Annotated in this window: 14 protein-coding genes and 1 pseudogene; 4 read left to right on the top strand and 11 right to left on the bottom strand. The window is 70.0% G+C overall.

Translation table 11 applies throughout. From position 1 onward, the window contains the following. Nucleotides 1–99: 99 nt before the first annotated feature. From ACFV6V_RS12540 to ACFV6V_RS12530, 3 genes and pseudogenes are all read right to left on the bottom strand, one after another. Complete coding sequence (locus ACFV6V_RS12540; protein WP_385563032.1) at nucleotides 100–1683, bottom strand: TROVE domain-containing protein; 1584 nt, start codon at nucleotides 1681–1683, stop codon at nucleotides 100–102. A gap of 514 nt (nucleotides 1684–2197) precedes the next feature. Next, nucleotides 2198–3493 (bottom strand): annotated as a pseudogene (locus ACFV6V_RS12535) (alkaline phosphatase PhoX); the annotation flags it as partial. Nucleotides 3494–3498: 5 nt separating this feature from the next. Next, a complete protein-coding gene (locus tag ACFV6V_RS12530; protein ID WP_385563029.1) occupies nucleotides 3499–4743 on the bottom strand; it encodes an RNA-guided endonuclease InsQ/TnpB family protein in 1245 nt (414 codons plus the stop codon). Nucleotides 4744–4770: 27 nt separating this feature from the next. Between ACFV6V_RS12530 and tnpA the strand changes: the two genes are divergently transcribed. Next, nucleotides 4771–5187, top strand: a complete 417-nt coding sequence (gene tnpA / locus ACFV6V_RS12525; RefSeq protein WP_385563026.1) for an IS200/IS605 family transposase — start codon at nucleotides 4771–4773, stop codon at nucleotides 5185–5187. 457 nt (nucleotides 5188–5644) lie between these two features. On the opposite strand, the gene ACFV6V_RS12520 is transcribed toward tnpA, so the two are convergent. Continuing rightward, complete coding sequence (locus tag ACFV6V_RS12520) at nucleotides 5645–7222, bottom strand: hypothetical protein (protein WP_385563023.1); 1578 nt, start codon at nucleotides 7220–7222, stop codon at nucleotides 5645–5647. Nucleotides 7223–7426: 204 nt separating this feature from the next. Between ACFV6V_RS12520 and ACFV6V_RS12515 the strand changes: the two genes are divergently transcribed. Next, nucleotides 7427–9277, top strand: coding sequence for an endonuclease/exonuclease/phosphatase family protein (locus ACFV6V_RS12515; RefSeq protein ID WP_385563020.1), 1851 nt, complete (start codon nucleotides 7427–7429; stop codon nucleotides 9275–9277). A gap of 405 nt (nucleotides 9278–9682) precedes the next feature. On the opposite strand, the gene ACFV6V_RS12510 is transcribed toward ACFV6V_RS12515, so the two are convergent. Next, entirely contained in the window at nucleotides 9683–10396 is a 714-nt protein-coding gene (locus ACFV6V_RS12510) for a hypothetical protein (RefSeq protein ID WP_385563017.1), read from the bottom strand. 142 nt (nucleotides 10397–10538) lie between these two features. Here ACFV6V_RS12510 and dapA point away from each other — a divergent pair, with 142 nt between their 5' ends. Further along, nucleotides 10539–11444: a 4-hydroxy-tetrahydrodipicolinate synthase gene (gene dapA / locus ACFV6V_RS12505; RefSeq protein WP_385563014.1), complete on the top strand. Its 906-nt coding sequence runs from the start codon at nucleotides 10539–10541 to the stop codon at nucleotides 11442–11444. A gap of 22 nt (nucleotides 11445–11466) precedes the next feature. On the opposite strand, the gene dapD is transcribed toward dapA, so the two are convergent. The 5 genes from dapD to ACFV6V_RS12480 all read right to left on the bottom strand — a co-directional run bounded on the left by dapD (nucleotide 11467) and on the right by ACFV6V_RS12480 (nucleotide 15110). Next, nucleotides 11467–12468 (bottom strand): 2,3,4,5-tetrahydropyridine-2,6-dicarboxylate N-succinyltransferase, encoded by a 1002-nt coding sequence (gene dapD, locus ACFV6V_RS12500; RefSeq protein WP_385563011.1) that lies wholly within the window; start codon nucleotides 12466–12468, stop codon nucleotides 11467–11469. Nucleotides 12469–12622: 154 nt separating this feature from the next. After that, entirely contained in the window at nucleotides 12623–13552 is a 930-nt protein-coding gene (locus ACFV6V_RS12495; RefSeq protein WP_385563009.1) for a hypothetical protein, read from the bottom strand. Further along, entirely contained in the window at nucleotides 13545–14177 is a 633-nt protein-coding gene (locus ACFV6V_RS12490; protein ID WP_385563232.1) for an RNA polymerase sigma factor, read from the bottom strand. Before ACFV6V_RS12490 ends, ACFV6V_RS12495 begins: the two co-directional genes overlap by 8 nt. 64 nt (nucleotides 14178–14241) lie before the next feature. Beyond that, nucleotides 14242–14790: a TetR/AcrR family transcriptional regulator gene (locus tag ACFV6V_RS12485; protein WP_385563006.1), complete on the bottom strand. Its 549-nt coding sequence runs from the start codon at nucleotides 14788–14790 to the stop codon at nucleotides 14242–14244. Then, entirely contained in the window at nucleotides 14790–15110 is a 321-nt protein-coding gene (locus ACFV6V_RS12480; protein WP_385563003.1) for a DMT family transporter, read from the bottom strand. The genes ACFV6V_RS12485 and ACFV6V_RS12480 overlap by 1 nt, the downstream gene beginning before the upstream one ends. 234 nt (nucleotides 15111–15344) lie before the next feature. On the opposite strand from ACFV6V_RS12480, the gene ACFV6V_RS12475 reads away from it, so the two are divergent. Next, a complete protein-coding gene (locus tag ACFV6V_RS12475; protein ID WP_385563000.1) occupies nucleotides 15345–16373 on the top strand; it encodes a hypothetical protein in 1029 nt (342 codons plus the stop codon). On the opposite strand, the gene ACFV6V_RS12470 is transcribed toward ACFV6V_RS12475, so the two are convergent. After that, a complete protein-coding gene (locus tag ACFV6V_RS12470; protein WP_385562998.1) occupies nucleotides 16363–16728 on the bottom strand; it encodes a VOC family protein in 366 nt (121 codons plus the stop codon). The two genes, ACFV6V_RS12475 and ACFV6V_RS12470, sit on opposite strands and share 11 nt — an antisense overlap. Nucleotide 16729 lies beyond the last annotated feature (1 nt).

Here is a 16729-nt window from a genome sequence, read left to right as displayed (position 1 = left end):
GGGTCGGGGTATGGTAAACGCGGGGGGCCCTGCCGCAGTCCCCCACCCGGCCAACCCCCCCCCGGGGGCCCCCCCCGGGGGGCCGCCCGGAGCCGGTGGTCAGCGCGGCGCCCAGGGCCAGTCGGCCGACTGACCCGCCTCCAGCAGCGGGACCATCCGGAAGGCCGCGTCGGTGAGCCCGCCGAAGGTGTGCCGGTTTCCCTCACCGGACGGGCCGTGTCCGGCCCGGTAGCCCGCCAGGTTCCAGGTGTAGACGGGTATATCCGCCGGGATCTGGGCGATCGGGCTTCCGTGGTGGCTGTACGCCGTCTGCTCGTCGGTGACGATCAGCAGACGGTCGTGCCCGCGGTAGTACCGGCGCACTGCCTCGGCGGTGTTGGTGCCGCCGAGCTCGCCGAAGCGCCCCAGGACCTTCAGCACCGAGTCGCCGCGGCGGTACTTCACGGCCCGGCTGCTCGTGCCGAACTCGACCAGATCGGCATCGGCAGCTCGCATCGCCAGCGCCGAACCGAAGATCGCCGCCGCGTCCGCGCAGTTGAGCTGGGAGCGCGCGGACAGCGGCGACCACATCGAGCCCGAGCGGTCCACGAGGATCAGCGTCCGCCCGGGCAGCGCGGGCACGTTGGCCAGCGAGTGCCCGAGTGCCTTCTCCAGCGGGTACGACCAGCGCAGCGACGGCGCGTGCTGGTACGCGGCCAGGTAGCGGAACGGGAACTGCTTCGAGGCGGCCACCACCTCCGGGTCCGAGATCCTCGCGGCGACCTGGGCCGCCACCTCGTCCGAGACCCCGGGCTCGTCGAAGTTGCGCAGATTCCGTACCAGCGCCATGGCCCCCATGGACGGGATCACGGCTTCCCAGGCCGCCGCGTCCATCGGCCCCTGGAGCCAGCCCGCCAGCGCCTCCCACGTCACCCCGGCCTCGGCCAGGCGCTCAGCGCCACCCGGTCCGGTGACCACGGCACGCCGCTCGGCGACGGGCAGGTCCATCAGCGCGCGATGGGCGGTCAGCATCCGGTTCGACGCGGGCGGGGTGGCGGTGTCGGGGTGGTGGCGGCGGTCCAGTGCGTACTGGAACAGCTCGCCCTGCCACGGCTTGCCGGGGTCGGGCGAGGCGTGCACCAGATTGAGGACGTCGCCGAAGCGGTAGTCCTTGCCGGAGGAGTCGTACTTCAGCAGCGACGCACCGCGGTAAAGGCGGCGCACGGCGTCGGCGACACCCCGCTTGACGGGCTTGGGCAGGGCCCGCCCGTAGCGCGAGGTCCAGTAGCCGAGCAGCTCTCCCGGCTCATCGGCGCGGCGCAGCACGGACGCGATGACCTGCCGGTTCGCGGGGCCGTCGGTGGCAGCGGCAGCGAGCCGGGCGCTGACGTACTCCGCCGCGCCGACGAGCGAGGCCGTGCGCATACCCGCGTCGCCGCGAAGCCATCCGAGCAGGCCGGCGGTCCACTCCGGGTCCTCGACGGCGAGGGTGCGCACCAGGGCGGTGAAGCGGTTGTCGCGTACGTCGCCGGACTCGTAGAACGTCTGCTGCGAAACGAAGTTGGCGACGGCGAGCAGGAACAGCTCGGAGCGCGCGTCGCGCCGGAGACCGATGCCGCCCTGGTGGGTGGCGGCACGGCCGGTGGAGCGTACGGGCGAGGTCGCCGCGGCTCGTCGCGCGCTGCGGGTGTTGAAGCGTGCCATGTGAATTCCCCCGAATTCCCCATTGGTTGTTCATTACCGGGGGAGGCACAGCATGAACGAGCGATGAGAGGAGCCCGAGGTCGAAGCGGCCACGGTCCATATAACGGCTGCTCTGTCCGATTGAGCTACACGCCCCGAAGGCATGACGGGATTCGAACCCGCAACCCGCTGTTCCCCATGAAGTATCCGGGGCCTGCGCACCGGGCACTCTCATCGCATGCCGGCCTCCCGAGATCAAAATGGCGGCGGTTGGGATTCGATCACAACGAAGTAACCGCAGCCTGCGCACCGGGAGGTGCATGAAATTGTGGTGTCCAGAGGACAAGTTCGGCGGAACCGACGATGGTGCTCTGGCCCCTGAGCTACACCGGCCTGAGTGCCGGTGACGGGACTCGAACCCGTGACCTCCCCATGAGAAGTGGAAGTAGGTCCTGCCTGCGCACCTGGACGCTGATCACTCTAGGGCGGCGGGCCGGGTGCGCGCCAAGGGATTTACCCGGAGGGCGCCGGCGGTTCAGCGGGGGCGCTGGCGCTTCCATGGTCCGGTGATGGCGAGCATGATGCCCGGGTTCTGGATGTTGGCGAACAGCGTCCGCCCGTCGGGTGAGAAGACCACACCGGTGAACTCGCTGTAGTCCGGATTCTCTTCGGTGCCGGTATTGAGGTCGTTACGGGCGATCGGGTACGTACGGCCGCTCTCGGTGGCGCCGAAGAGATGCTGGATGCCCTCGCCGTCCTCGGCGATGATGAGGCCGCCGTAGGGTGAGACGGTGATGTTGTCGGGGCCGTCGTACGAGCCGTCCTCGGCCGGGGCGGCGTTCACCCCCAGCAGCACCTTGAGGGTGAGGGTCCGGCGCCGGGGGTCGTAGAACCAGACCTGGCCGTCGTGCGGCTGGCCCGGGCTCTCGTCGCGGGCGAACGAGGAGACCATGTACGCCCCGCCGTCCGCCCACCACATGCCCTCCAGCTTGCGGGCGCGGGTGACCTCGCCGTCGCCGAACTGCTGGCGCACCGGCACGGTCCTGGCGTCGCGGTCCGGGACGTTGACCCAGTCCACGCCGTACACCGTGCCGATCCTGGTGGCACGGGACAGATCGTCGACGAAGCGTCCGCCGGCGTCGTAGCACGTGGGCGCCTGCAACAGCCCGGCGTCCTCCGGAATGTGGCGCAGTCGGCCGCGGCCGTGCTGGAAGCCGTGCGGCGGGACCCAGCGGTAGAACAGTCCGTTCGGGCCTGCGGCGTCCTCGGTGAGGTAGGCGTGGCCGCGCCGGGTGTCGATGACGACCGCCTCGTGCTCGTAGCGGCCGAAGGCTTTGACCGGCACCGGATCGCGGTTGGCACGACGGTCGTGGGGATCGACCTCGAACACATAGCCGTGGTCCTTGGTCATGCCGTTCTCACCGGCCCTGTCCGCGTTTTCCTCGCAGGTCAGCCAGGTACCCCAAGGGGTCCGTCCGCCCGCGCAGTTGGTGGACGTGCCCGCGATGCCCACCCATTCGGCGGTCCGGCCGTCGCGGTGGGTCTCGACGACGGTGCAGCCGCCGGCCGCGCCAGGGTCGTAGACGAGGCCGTCAGCGAGCGGGACGGGGTGGGGGAACTTGGTGCGGGGACCCTTGAGTTCGTGGTTGTTGACGAGCAGGACCGAGCCGCGCGGACCCTCGAAGGTGGCAGTGCCGTCGTGCTTGGACGGGGTGAACTCACCCGACTCCAGCTTGGTGACGCCGCAGTGGGTGATGACGCGGTACGAGAACCCGGCGGGCAGGGCGAGCATGCCCTTCGGGTCAGGAATCAGGGGTCCTTGACGTGCTCCCTGGCCTAAAGTCCAAGGATTCCGGCCTGGGTCGTCTGACCCTTCCGGGGGCTTCCTGCTTCAACGCGCTGTGCGGGCACGTGTGCCCGTCTTGCCGGCGCTCCACAGGCGTTTAGTGTCTCCACCCGTCCGGCGGCGACGATTCGGCGTCCTTCGAACAGGACATTGCGGGCTGCATTGTGGTCACGGTCGTGCACGGTGGCGCACTCGCCGCACGTCCACTCCCGGACGTGCAGGGGCTTGGGGCCGCTCCGGAATCCGCAGGCCGAACAGACCTGAGAGGACGGGAAGGCCCGGTCCACTTTGGCAAAGGTGCGGCCGTGCAGAGCCGCCTTGTACTCCAGCATGCCGACGAACGCGGACCATCCCGCGTCGTGCACGGACTTGGCAAGCCGGGTGCGCCCGAGACCGGACACCGCGAGGTCTTCCACATACACCGCTTGGTTGTCGCGGATGATCTGTGTAGAGGCCTTGTGGTGGAAGTCCCGGCGCCGGTCGGCCACCTTGGCGTGCTGGCGTGCGACCTTGATACGGGCCTTGGCCCGGTTCTTCGAGCCCTTGGCCTTGCGGGACAGCTCCCGCTGAAGACGCTTGAGCTTCTTCTCGGCCCGGCGCAGAAAGCGAGGGCTGTCGATCTTCCGGCCGTCGGACAGGACGGCGAAGGAGGACAGGCCGAGGTCGATACCGGCGTCGGTCTGCGCTTTGGGGAGGATGTCCGGCTCGGTGTCCACGACGAAGCTGAGGAAGTACCGGCCACAGCTGTCTTTGGTGACGGTCAGGGACGTGGGTGCGGCCGGAAGCCGGCGGGACCACTTGACCTTGAGGTTGCCGACCTTGGCCACATACACCGTGCCGTCGTCCGTCAGGGAGAAGGCGTTGGTGTTGAGGCGGACCGACTGCCGGGTGTCCTTCTTCGACTTGAAGCGGGGAGGGCCGACCTTGCGGCCCTGCCGCTTGCCCTTGACCGAGTCGAAGAAGTTCTTGTACGCGGTGTCCAGGTCCCGAAGGGACTGTTGCAGGACGACCGCCGACACATCGGCAAGCCAGGCGCGTTCCTCGGTGCGCTTGGCCTGGGTGATGCGAAGCCGGGACAGTTCGGCCGAGTTCACGTACGGCAGCCCGGCCGCGTGCGCTTCCTTCCGGTCGCGCAGGCAGTCGTTCCACACCACGCGGGCGCACCCGAACGCCCTCGCCAGCCCACGACGCTGGGAGGCGTCCGGGTAGGCCCGGTAGTTGTAGCGGAGCTGCATGCCCAAGATCCTACTACGATTGGTCTCATGGATGAGCAGAACGACTACAGGCGTGGGAGACACGTTGTTTCGGCGATGCATGTGCACTTGGTCTTTGTGACGAAGTACCGGCGCGGGGTGTTCAACGACGAGATGCTGACACGCTGCGAAGAAATCATGCGCAAGGTCTGCGAGGACTTCGAAGCGGAGCTGAAAGAGTTCAACGGCGAACGCGATCACGTCCACCTCCTGGTGCACTACCCGCCCAAGGTCGCCGTCTCCAAGCTGGTCAACAGCCTCAAGGGCGTCTCCGCCCGCCGCATACGCCAGGAGTTCACGGGCCGGATCAACCGCGCCATCATGCACGGGCACCTGTGGTCGCCCTCGTATTTCTCCGCATCGTGCGGCGGAGCACCGTTGGCGATCGTCCGCCAGTACATCGAGCAGCAAAAACGTCCGCTCTAAAGTGCACGTCAGAGCAGTCTTGAGATGCATTCAGCCCCGGCGTGAACGCCGGGGCTTTCTGCAAGGTCCCGGTAACCGAGGCCGGGGTGACCGTGCCCGTGGTCGCCGTGGCGGTCGGCGGCGGACGAGGACGTGCGCGGTGTCTTCGGCGGCGAGGGCGCCGGGGGCGGTGGCGAGTGCGCCGACGGCGCCGGTGAGGGCGACACCCGCGCCGGTGAGCGCGGACTGCCTGGTGAATTCCCTGCGGCTGAGCGGCATCGCGTTCTCCCGGGGAGATGAGGCGGTGTGCCTCTTGAATGCTGGCGGTGCGAGTGTGCCCGGCCGCGACCCGCGCACGGACAGACGGCAGGTGAACACCACGCGACCGTCACACGACACGGTGGGCCCGCGTCCGTGAATCGCCGCCCTGCGCCCGTTCCCGCTGCCGCGCACCCGGCTCTGTCTGCCGGCCGCTTTCTCAGGTCCCGGCGCGGGAGCGGGCCTTGAACGCCGCCTTGCGGGCCTCCTTGGCCGTCCTGCGGTCGCCGTGAAGCCGTCCCATCGCCTCCAGCACATCGGCTGTCGCGGGATGCTCCACGCGCCATGCCTCGCCGAAGAACCCGCTGTGCTGTCCGACGAGCCCCTCCACGAGCCCCCGTAGCTCGTCCGACTCCCCCTCGGCGTCGAGCTGGGCCGCGATCGTGTCGACCGCCAGCCAGAGGATCATGGACGGCGGGGGCGCCGGAACATCGGCGGTGCCACGCTCCGCGAGCCATACCCGGGCGAGCCCGCCCAGCTCCCGGTCGTCGAGTACCGCGCGTACGGCGGGCTCGGCGTCCGCGCCGAGCAGTGCCAGCGCCTGCTGGCAGTGCAGCCGCCGAAGCGGCGCGCCGCGGTCAGTGCCGTGTGCGGCGTCCAGCAGTTCGGTGGCGGCTGCGCGTGGGGTACGGCGGGCCAGCCACTCGATGGTCTCCGCCCGCGCCGCGAGCTCGGAGTACCGCGCCACCCCGTCGAGCAGTGCGTCCGCTCCCCCGGCCGCGAGGTCCCCGACGGCAGGTGCCGCGATCCCGGCCTCCAGCATCCGGGCCCTGATCCCGTACAGCCCGAGCGGGGTGAGCGTCACCAGGCCGTAGCGTGACACATCGTCATCCGCCGCGTCGGGCGCATGCGAGTCCGTCGCGGCCGAACCGGAGGGGCCGGACCGGGCGGTGGCGGGCCCCGCCTCCTCCTCCATCAGTTCCCCGTCCACGGGCCGGTACCGCACCAGGCCGATCGGCTCGAGCAGCCGGAACTGGTCGTCCAGCCGCATCATCGCCTCCGACACCTGCTCCAGGATGTCGTCGGTCGGCTCTCCCATGTCGTCGGGCACGATCATCGACGCGGCAAGCGCGGGCAGCGGCACCGCGCCACCGCTGCCCGCGGACGCGGCGTCGGCCCCGGTGAAGCCGTCATCAGCGGCTCCGCCTGCGGCTCCCTCGGTCAGGGTCAGCAGATACAGATTGCCGAGCACACCGTCGAGGAACTCGGACTCCGCTTCCGGGTCCCAGTCCAGGGCGTCCAGGTCGATCTCGCCGTGCTCGTCGATGACCGCCGACAGATCGTCCAGAAGGGGCGCGATGGCGTCGGCGCGGACCGATTCGAAAGCGTCCTGCCAGAGCGCCAGCACATCCTTGGGGCTGCCGCCCGTGATCAGCGGCAGATTGCCACCGGTGGTGACGGTCCCCGGCAGTTCGCCGCCACCGTCTCCATCCCCGTCTCCGTCATCGGGGACGACGACCTCGACCAGTCCGGTGTCCACGGCCACGCGCCAGGCCGCGCTCGCGTCCGCCGTCCCCTCTTCGTCGGGCGCGAGGCCCAAGGCCTTCGCCGCATCCGGAAGCTGTTCATCCACCAGCACTCCGCCCGCGCCGACCCTGGTGCCGGGGCCGGCCCAGCGCGCCAGTCGCACGGCACGCGACAGCAACGGTGCGCCCAGCGCGTCCCGTGCCAGCTCGGCCTCCTGGCGCAGCCTCACCGGGGGCAGTGCGGGGCTTGCGGCGGGGCGGTCTGGTGACATCTGGAAGTTCTCCTCGGCATACGTGTACCGGCTCGGGCGGCGCCCCCAGCGTAGACGCATTTCGCCCCATGCCACCCGGTTCATACACGCGTCAACGGCAGTACACCGAGAGCCCCTTGACAAGTGACATGTCCACCCAGGACATTGACGCGCGTAGAACCAGCATCACCACCCTCATACCCCCCTCATTCCGGAGTTTTCTCGATGCCTTCGATCCCGAGATCAGCCGCCGTCGCGTCCGTTATGGCGTCCGCCCTGGCCGCCGGACTGCTCGCCGGTTCCTCCTCGGCCGCCGCCGACGCCGACATCACGGCAGACACCGCCGGTGTACGCATTCACGACATCCAGGGCACCACCCGCACCAGCCCGCTCGTCGGCCAGCAGGTGAAGGATGTCGAGGGCATCGTCACCGGCGTGCGCGCCTACGGCTCCTCGCGCGGCTTCTGGATGCAGGACACGCAGGCGGACGCCAACCCGGCCACCAGCGAGGGCCTGTTCGTGTTCACCAGCTCCGCCCCGACCGTCGCCGTCGGCGACTCGGTGAAGGTCTCCGGCACGGTCAGCGAGTACGTCCCGGGCGGTCTGACGTCGGGCAACCAGTCCCTGACCCAGATCTCCAAGCCGACCATCGCCGTGGTGTCCTCGGGCAACGCGCTGCCGGCCCCGGTCACCATCAACGCCAAGAGCGTCCCGTCGGCCTACGCCCCCGAGGGCGACCCGGCCGCAGCGAACAGCATCAACGGACTCACGCTGGAGCCCGGTACGTACGCCCTGGACTACTACGAGTCCCTCGAGGGCACCAACGTGAGCATCGGCACCTCGCGCGTGGTCGGCGCCACCGACCCGTACTCCGAGCTCTGGGTCACGGTGAAGCCCCGCGAGAACGCGACCGTGCGCGGCGGCGCCCGCTACGGCTCGTACGAGTCCCAGAACACCGGCCGTCTCCAGATCCAGTCGCTGGTGCCGACCGCCCAGCAGGCGTTCCCGAAGGCGAACGTCGGCGATGTGCTGTCCGGTACGACCGAGGGCCCTCTGGACTTCAACCAGTTCGGCGGCTACACCATCACCGCCCGCACCATGGGCACGGTCACCGACCGCGAGCTGGAGCGCGAGTCGACCCGTCCGCAGCGCCGTGGCGAGCTGGCGATCGCCACCTACAACGTGGAGAACCTGGACCCGTCCGACCCGCAGGAGAAGTTCGACGCGCTGGCCAAGGCCGTCGTCGAGAATCTCGCCTCCCCGGACATCCTCGCCTTGGAGGAGATCCAGGACAACACCGGCGCCAAGAACGACGGTGTGGTCGCCGCCGACCAGACGATCAAGAAGTTCACGGACGCGATCGCGGCTGCCGGTGGTCCGGCGTACGAGTACCGCACGGTCGACCCGGAGAACAACAAGGACGGTGGCGAGCCGGGCGGCAACATCCGCCAGGTGTTCCTGTTCAACCCGGAGCGGGTCTCCTTCACCGACCGCGCCGGTGGTGACGCGGCCACTGCGACCGGTGTCACCAGCGAGGGCCGCAAGGCCGCGCTCACCCTCTCCCCGGGCCGCATCGACCCGGCGAACACCGCCTGGGAGGCCAGCCGCAAGCCGCTCGCGGGCGAGTTCGTCTTCCGCGGCCGCACGGTGTTCGTCATCGCCAACCACTTCGGTTCGAAGGGCGGCGACGAGGGCCTGACCGCGCAGCACCAGCCGCCGGCCCGCTCGTCGGAGACCAAGCGCCTCGAGCAGGCCAAGGCCGTCAACACCTTCGTCAAGGACATCCTGAAGGTGCAGCGCAACGCCCACGTCGTGACCCTCGGCGACATCAACGACTTCGAGTTCTCGGACACGACCAAGGCGCTGTCCGACGGCGGTGTGCTGTACTCGGGCATCAAGTCCCTGCCACGCGCCGAGCGTTACTCGTACGTCTACCAGGGCAACAGCCAGGTGCTGGACCAGATCCTGGTCAGCCCGTCGATCTGCGACTTCGACTACGACAGCGTGCACATCAACGCGGAGTTCGCCGACCAGAACAGCGACCACGACCCGCAGGTGCTGCGCTTCCGCCCGTAAGCGCTAGTGCTCGCCACCACACGCCCGTGCTCATACCGAGTGCGGGCGTGTAGTGCGTCATGGGCCCGCCTCAGTCCGCTCGTTCGCTGAGCAGCCGCCACGCGGTGAGGGCACATGGTGGTGCGGGCGGGGCCGTCTTCTCGACGACCGCCGTGACGGCGAGAGCGGAGCAGATGTCTCCTCTGCCTTCGGGCGAGACGCGGATCATCCTTTCTGCGCCGGGGAGTCGAACCCTCTGTCACGCACTCGACCAGGCCCACCGAAGCCCGGGCAGCACCGGGAGGTCCAGGCGTCGGCGTATCAGCGGGTCGTGGTCCCCGGCGCAGGTGCGGGAGAAGAAGCACCACCGGGTGGCGAGGCCACCCGGCCGCGATGAAGGCCGCCCTCCGCATATCCCCATGATGGTCAGCCTCCCGCGTTCACCTCGTTGTCGGGTGCTCCGTCACCGACTGGTGGCAGATCGCCCCGCTCGACCGGTACGGCGGACCGCGCCGGCTCCTCGGGGAGCAGAGCGTCGAGCTCACGGTCGTCGGCCCGGTGCGCGGATATCGCCGCGGCGTGGAGGACCGCCCGGTCCACCAACGCACTGTCGGCGTCAAGCCGGACTATGTGGCCGTCCTCGACCCGGACGTACTCGTGCTGTCCGCCCGTGGCGCTGTACCACGTCCGATCACCGTCGGGCCGACAACTCCGCTGCGCACCGGACTCGCAGGTGGCGTCGGGGAACGTGCCCCGGTCGACGCGCAGATGGATCTGCCCGCCGCCGGACGCCGCCGCATAGGCGCTCTGGAAGCCGTCGTCCCCGGAGGGCCCCAGGGACTGCTTGGCCACCGCGAAGCCGGGAACGTCGATGACGTAGATCAGCTCCATGGCGGACTCCAGACTCCGCGCCCTGGCCTCCAGCACGGACCGGTCGGGGACGGGCCGGTCGATGGCGGCGGACCGATCGGGGCCGGGCCGGGACGGGGTGGCACCGGACGTCCGTATCCCGTCGACCCGTTGCGTGCCGCAGGCAGCGAGCACGATGAGCAGGGGAAACACAGCAATACGCCCGATGCGGCCAGTGCGGCTCATGCGGACCATACCGCCGGTACGGGTGATGCGCGCGTGACGGATCATGGATCCATCCTGCCCGGCGCTCGAGCGACCTCGCACCCCCCTGGCACATACTCGCCACCGCCCCTTCGTTAACCATCACTAACCCTTGGTTCGAAGGAGATCTAAGTGGACCTTCACGGTAGGCCCGGCGGACACTTCAGACATGACGATGTCTCACCTTCCCGAGCCGCCCTTCGGCCGTGCCCTCTGCGCCATGATCACTCCATTCACCGGCGATGGCGCACCGGACCTGGACGGAGCGCGCAAGCTCGCCGCACATCTGGTGGCCGAGGGCTGCGACGGGCTGGTGCTGAACGGGACCTCGGGCGAGTCCCCGACCACCACGGACGCCGAGAAGACCGCGCTCGTCGCCGCCGTGCGCGAAGAGATCGGGGCGTCGGCGAGCATCGTGGCGGGCGTCGGCAGTGCGAGCACCCGACACACCGTCGAGCTGGCCCGGGCCGCCGAAGGCGCGGGCGCGGACGGGCTGCTGGTCGTCACCCCGTACTACAGCCGTCCGCCGCAGGCCGCGGTGGAGGCGCACTTCCGGGAGGTCGCGGACGCGGTCGGAATCCCGCTGATGCTGTACGACATCCCGGGCCGCACCGGCACCAGGATCACCCCCGCGACGATGGTGCGGCTCGCGGACCATCCACGGATCGTGGCCGTGAAGGACTGTGCCTACGACCTTCTCGGCAGCGGCAAGGTGCTGGCCGACACCTCCCTCGCCTACTACGCGGGCTGCGAGGAGCTGAACCTGCCGCTCTACGCGATCGGCGGCGCGGGCTTCGTCAGCACGGTCGCGAACATCGCTCCGGGCCCGCTGCGGGCAGTGCTCGACGCCCATGACGCGGGCCGTCCGGACGAGGCCGCCCGGCTCCACCGGCTCACCCTGCCGCTCACCGAGCTGATGATGGCCTCCGGCTTGCCGGGCACAGTGACGGCGAAGGCGCTGCTGGCCGCACTGGGTCTGCCCTCGGGGGCGGTGCGGGCACCGCTACAGCCCGCCGACCGGGAAACGGTCGACGGGCTGCTGGCGGCGTATGAGCAACTCCGGTCGGCCTGGTAGCCCGGATGCCCCCGGCCAAGGGTCAGTTGTGGCTGTGCAGCACCTCGTTGAGACCGCCCCACACCGCGTTGTTCGGGCGGGCCTCGACGGTGCCGGTCACCGAGTTGCGGCGGAAGAGGATGTTCGAGGCGCCGGAGAGCTCGCGGGCCTTGACGATCTGGCCGTCCGGCATGGTGATACGCGTACCGGCGGTGACGTACAGACCGGCCTCGACGACGCACTCGTCGCCGAGCGCGATCCCGACGCCCGCCTCGGCGCCGACCAGGCAGCGCTCGCCGATGGCGATGATGACGTTGCCGCCGCCCGAGAGGGTGCCCATGGTGGAAGCGCCACCGCCGATGTCGGAGCCGTTGCCCACCACGACGCCCGCGGAGATCCGGCCCTCGACCATGGAGGTGCCGAGCGTGCCGGCGTTGAAGTTGACGAAGCCCTCGTGCATCACGGTGGTGCCCTCGGCGAGATGCGCGCCGAGCCGGACGCGGTCGGCGTCGGCGATCCGCACACCCTTGGGTGCGACGTAGTCCGTCATCCGCGGGAACTTGTCGATCGAGGTCACCTGGAGGTGCAGGCCCTCCGCGCGCGCGTTGAGCCGCACCTTCTCGATGTCGTCGACCGCGACCGGCCCGAGCGAGGTCCAGGCGACGTTGGAGAGCAGCCCGAAGACGCCCTCCAGGTTCTGGCCGTGCGGCTTCACCAGGCGGTGGGAGAGCAGGTGCAGACGCAGATAGGCGTCGTGCGCGTCCAGCGGCTTGTCGTCCAGCGAGGCGATGACCGTGCGGACGGCGACGATCTCGACCCCGCGGCGGGCGTCCACGCCGACGGCCTTCGCGGCGCCCGCGCCGAGGAGCGTGACCGCCTGGTCGGCGGAGAGCCTTTCGGTGCCTGCCGGCCCGGGCTCGGCGGAGAGCTCGGGGGCGGGGAACCAGGTGTCGAGCACGGTGCCGTCGCCGGCGATGGTGGCGAGGCCGGCGGCGACGGCGCCGGTGGTGCGGGGTGCGGTGGTGCTGTCGGGCGAGTCAGTCATACGGAGAACCTAACCGGCCGGACCGGGCGGGTGCGAACCGGTCTCAGGTGCCGGTCCGCACCCGCGGGCCCACCGAGTGCCCTGCCGAGCCGTCCCCGGGCAGCCCCGGTAGCCGGGGGCCGGACCGCCCCCGTGACGGTCCGGCCCCCGCGCGTCAGGGCCGATGCCCCGGCTTGTCGACGACCCCCTGCCGCACCACGGCGCTGACGTCCACCAGGGTGTCCTTCGTGGTGGCCTTGCCGTTGAGCTTTCCACCGGCGAGGTACATGGTTCGGCCGCCCCGGTACTCGTAGCTGTCGGGGTCGAGGAGCAGTTCGTCCTGGAGGTTCAGGTCCTTGGTCCGGTCCGTGCTGGTGAAGTGGACGGCCAGGGACGGCCGCCCCAGCGCGTCATCGACGAGTCGCTCGCTGATCTTCACCCGGGGGATCGTCTTCAACGCCTCGAAAAGCGCGCTGCGCACCCTCGGCGGAATCACGTCGACCTCGGAGTAGGCGCACACGATCCGGAGATAGTCACCCTTGTCGGCCCCGACGTCACGGTCATCGATGGGGACCAGGCCCCGCAGGTCCCGGAGCAGGGCAGGTGACTCGTCGGGCAGGCCCCCGACCATGTTCCGCAAGGCTTTCGGGCTGCCCCAGTTCGCCTGCGTCACGTATGCGTCGAGCGCACCGGTGGGAAGGGTCTGGCGCTCCTTTCCGGTGCCGTACTGCGTCCAGGTCTCCGTCTCATGCGCAGCAGGCTCGCCGTCGCCGTCCGATGTGGGGTTGAGGTCGTTGACGAAGCTGAGGTCTGCTTGCGTCACCATCACCTTGCGGTAGATCCACTGCGAGTCCCGTGGCTCGACGGTGATGCTCTGCCCGACCTCCGGCTTCCCCCGGCCCGTGTCCGGCCCGAGCTGCGAGGCCAGCACCACCGCCGCCACCACCGCGGCCGCCACGCTCACGGCTGCGAGCCGCCAGCCGCCGCGGCGCCGCCTGCGCCCTTCGATCTCGTCGAGCAGCCGCTGCCGCCCCGGTGTCAGCCGGAGGTGGTCGGACGCCGGAGCGTCGGCGCGCAGGTTCCGTACCGCGCTCATCTCATCCATGACCGGTTACCTCGTGTTTGTCGTGTACGAGCGTGGGGTCCGCGCCGCCCAGTGCCTCCCGCACCTTGCGCCGGGCCCGGTTGAGCCGCGAGCGGACCGTGCCCACGGGTATGGAGAGGGCCTCGGCCACCTCCTGGTAGCTGAGGTCGGCCCAGGCGACCAGCAGCAGGACATGCCGGTCGCCGGCGTTGAGCCCGGCCAGCGCTCCGGCGAGTGGCCCGCCTGCGGCCTGTGCCGCGACGCGGCTCTCGGCACGCTCGGACCATGACTCGGCCACCGGGTCGGTACCGGTACGGGCGAGCGCCTTCAGCGCCCTGATTTCCGTACGCCGGTGTTTGCCGATCAGGTTGCCGGCGATGCCGTAGAGCCAGGGGCGGGCACTGGCGCGGGCCAGGTCGTAGCGCCCTCGGATACGGAAGGCGGTCAGAAAGGTGTCCGCGGTGATGTCGTCGGCAGCGCCGTCGCCGAGCCGTCGCAAGGCATAGCGATGGATGTCGCCTGCGTACCGCCGGTAGAGCTCGGCGAAGATCTCGGGCCGTTCGAGGGACTGGGCGATGACCGAAGCGTCATCGCCGGGTGCCTCGGGCGGACCGGCCCTGCCGGCTCCGTATCTGATATCGGTCAGAGTCACGCCCCTTGTTACCCACAGGTCCGGAACGGGTTCACGGCGGGTCCCGCACCCTGGGCGGTCAGCCCCGGACCAGTACACGGGCCAGCATCTCCCGTGCGAACGTCTCGTCGTAGCTGATGTCCGTGAGCAGCACCTGTACGCAGATTCCGTCCATCAGCGCCATCACCGCACGCGCCGTCACCGGGTCCGTCCTGCGGGAGAGTGCCTCGATGACACCATCGGTCCATTCGGCGGCGACCGGGCGCAGGGCGGGACGGCGCAGCGCCGCCAGATAGAGCTCGTATTCGAGCTCCACGCCGGTCCGTTCACCGCCGAGCCACTCCCCCATCAACCGGGCGAGTCCGACGGCAAGGTCCGCGTCCGGGTCCGCGAGGACATCGCTGGTGCGCAGCAGTTCCGCGAAGCCCTCGTTCGTCTGCCGCAGGGCGGCGATGAGCAGTTCGTCCAGGGAGGCGAAGTGGTACGTGGTCGAGCCGAGGGGCACGTCGGCCTCGGCGGCGACCGTGCGATGGCTGAGCCCTGCGATGCCGTCGCGTCCGACCACCCGGATCGCGGCGTCGATGACGCGCTGGCGCCGCTCGGGGTCGTACCGCCTGCGGCGCGGCATCAGTGGGCGCCGCCCAGGTTGAGCACGATGACCCCGATGACGACGAGGGCGATACCCGCGAGCCTCATGGCGTTCGCGGGCTCGCCCAGGAACACCATCCCGATCGCCGCCACCGCGGCGGTGCCCACACCGGCCCAGATCGCATAGGCCGTGCCGACCGAGAGGGTCTTCAGTGTCTGTGCCAGCAGCGCGAAGGCGGTCACATAACCCACCACGGTGATCAGCGACGGCCACAGCCTGGTGAAGCCCTCGCTGTACTTCATGGCCGTGGTGCCTGCCACCTCTGCCGCGATCGCCGCGGCCAGCAGTGCGTATCCCATATGTACGAGTGTACCTATCGATGGGTACGACCGTACGCACAACCCGTCGGCGCATACCGCTACCGTGTTCGAGTCACAGTGGGGATGAGTACGGACGGGGCGGGGTACGGGATGTCGCAGAACACGGGGTGGGGACCTTACGGCGGGCCTCACGGAGCGCCGGGCGCGCCAGGTTGGGGCGGCTGGGCACCGCCGCCGCCGAAGCCGGGCGTGATACCCCTGCGGCCACTCACGGTGGGCGATCTTTTCAACGGCGCCTTCAGCACGGTCGGCCGTCACTGGAAGCAGCTGTTCGGCATGGCCCTCGCCGTGTACGGGGCCGCGACCCTGCTCGTGGTCGCGGCGTTCGCCATCGCCTACTCGGCCGTCGAGAGGGAGCTCCGTGTCCTGCTGGACACGTCCCACGACTCGCCCCCGAGCTGGGACGAAGGCGGCCCGCTGCTCACCGCCTTCGTCTGCGTCTGGCTCATCGCCGTACTGGCGATGCTGCTCTCGACGGTGGTGGTGCAGACGAGCATCGCGGTCGTCGTCCAGGACGCCGTCCTCGGACGTCCCACGACCATCGGCGCGGTCTGGCGGCGCACAGCACCCCGGGTCCCGGCCGTGCTGGGTGCCCTCCTCATCAGCAGCCTCATCGTGGTGGTCCCGGTGGCGCTTGCCCTCCTGGGCTTCGTCAGCGCGATCGTCGTCCTTGCCACCCAGGACGACGCCCCCGCAGCAGGCGGCCTGGCGCTGCTGGGATTCCTGGGAACCATGGTGACCACCCCCCTGGCCGTCTGGCTCTGGGTCAGATTCAGTCTGGCTCCGGCGGCCGTCGTCTTCGAGGGCCAGGGACCGGTCAAGGCGCTGCGCCGCTCATCCGTCCTGGTACGCGGCGAGTGGTGGCGGGTCTTCGGCATCTCGCTGCTCGCCTACATGGGGGCGGCGACCGTGGGCTCGATGGTGCAGTACTTCACACAGCTCCTGGGCATGTTCCCGACGATGTTGATGAGCCCCAGCAGTTACGGCCCGGAGCCCGACATCGCCGAGATCTTCGCGGGGCTCGGTGTCGCCATGGTCATCTCCATGGTCGGCGGGCTGATCTCCCAGATCATCACCACGACCTTCCCCAGCCTGGTGACGTGCCTGCTCTACGTGGACGAGCGCCTCCGGAAGGAGAACCTGGGCCCGGTCCTGGCCGAGGCGGCGGGGATGCAGCAGCCGCCGGCGCCCCCGGCGTCGTACGGTCCCGCTGCCCCTGGGGAGCCGCCCGTCAGTCCGTGAGCGTCCGCTTCGGCCGCAGCACGCAGAATTCGTTGCCCTCGGGATCTGCCAGCACCACCCAGCTCACCTCCGCGCCCTGTCCCACATCGACCCGCCGCGCCCCGAGTGCGAGGATCCGCTCGACCTCGGCGTCCTGGTCGTCGGGCGCGAGATCGATGTGGAGCCGGTTCTTGACGGTCTTGCGCTCCGGCACCGGTACGAAGCACATGCCCGGCATCGCGTGCTCGTCGGCCCCGATGACGACTTCGTCCTCGGCCTCGTAGAGCACCTTCCAGTCGAGCACCTGACACCAGAAGCGCGAGAGTCCGGGCAGGTCTCGGGCGTCGAGGACGAGGTGGTACAGACGAACGGCCATG

The organism is Streptomyces sp. NPDC059828 (genome assembly GCF_042731955.1).
Taxonomy (GTDB): domain Bacteria; phylum Actinomycetota; class Actinomycetes; order Streptomycetales; family Streptomycetaceae; genus Streptomyces.
The sequence above is the reverse complement of the archived record's forward strand: the minus strand, read 5'-3'. Positions and strand labels throughout refer to the sequence as shown.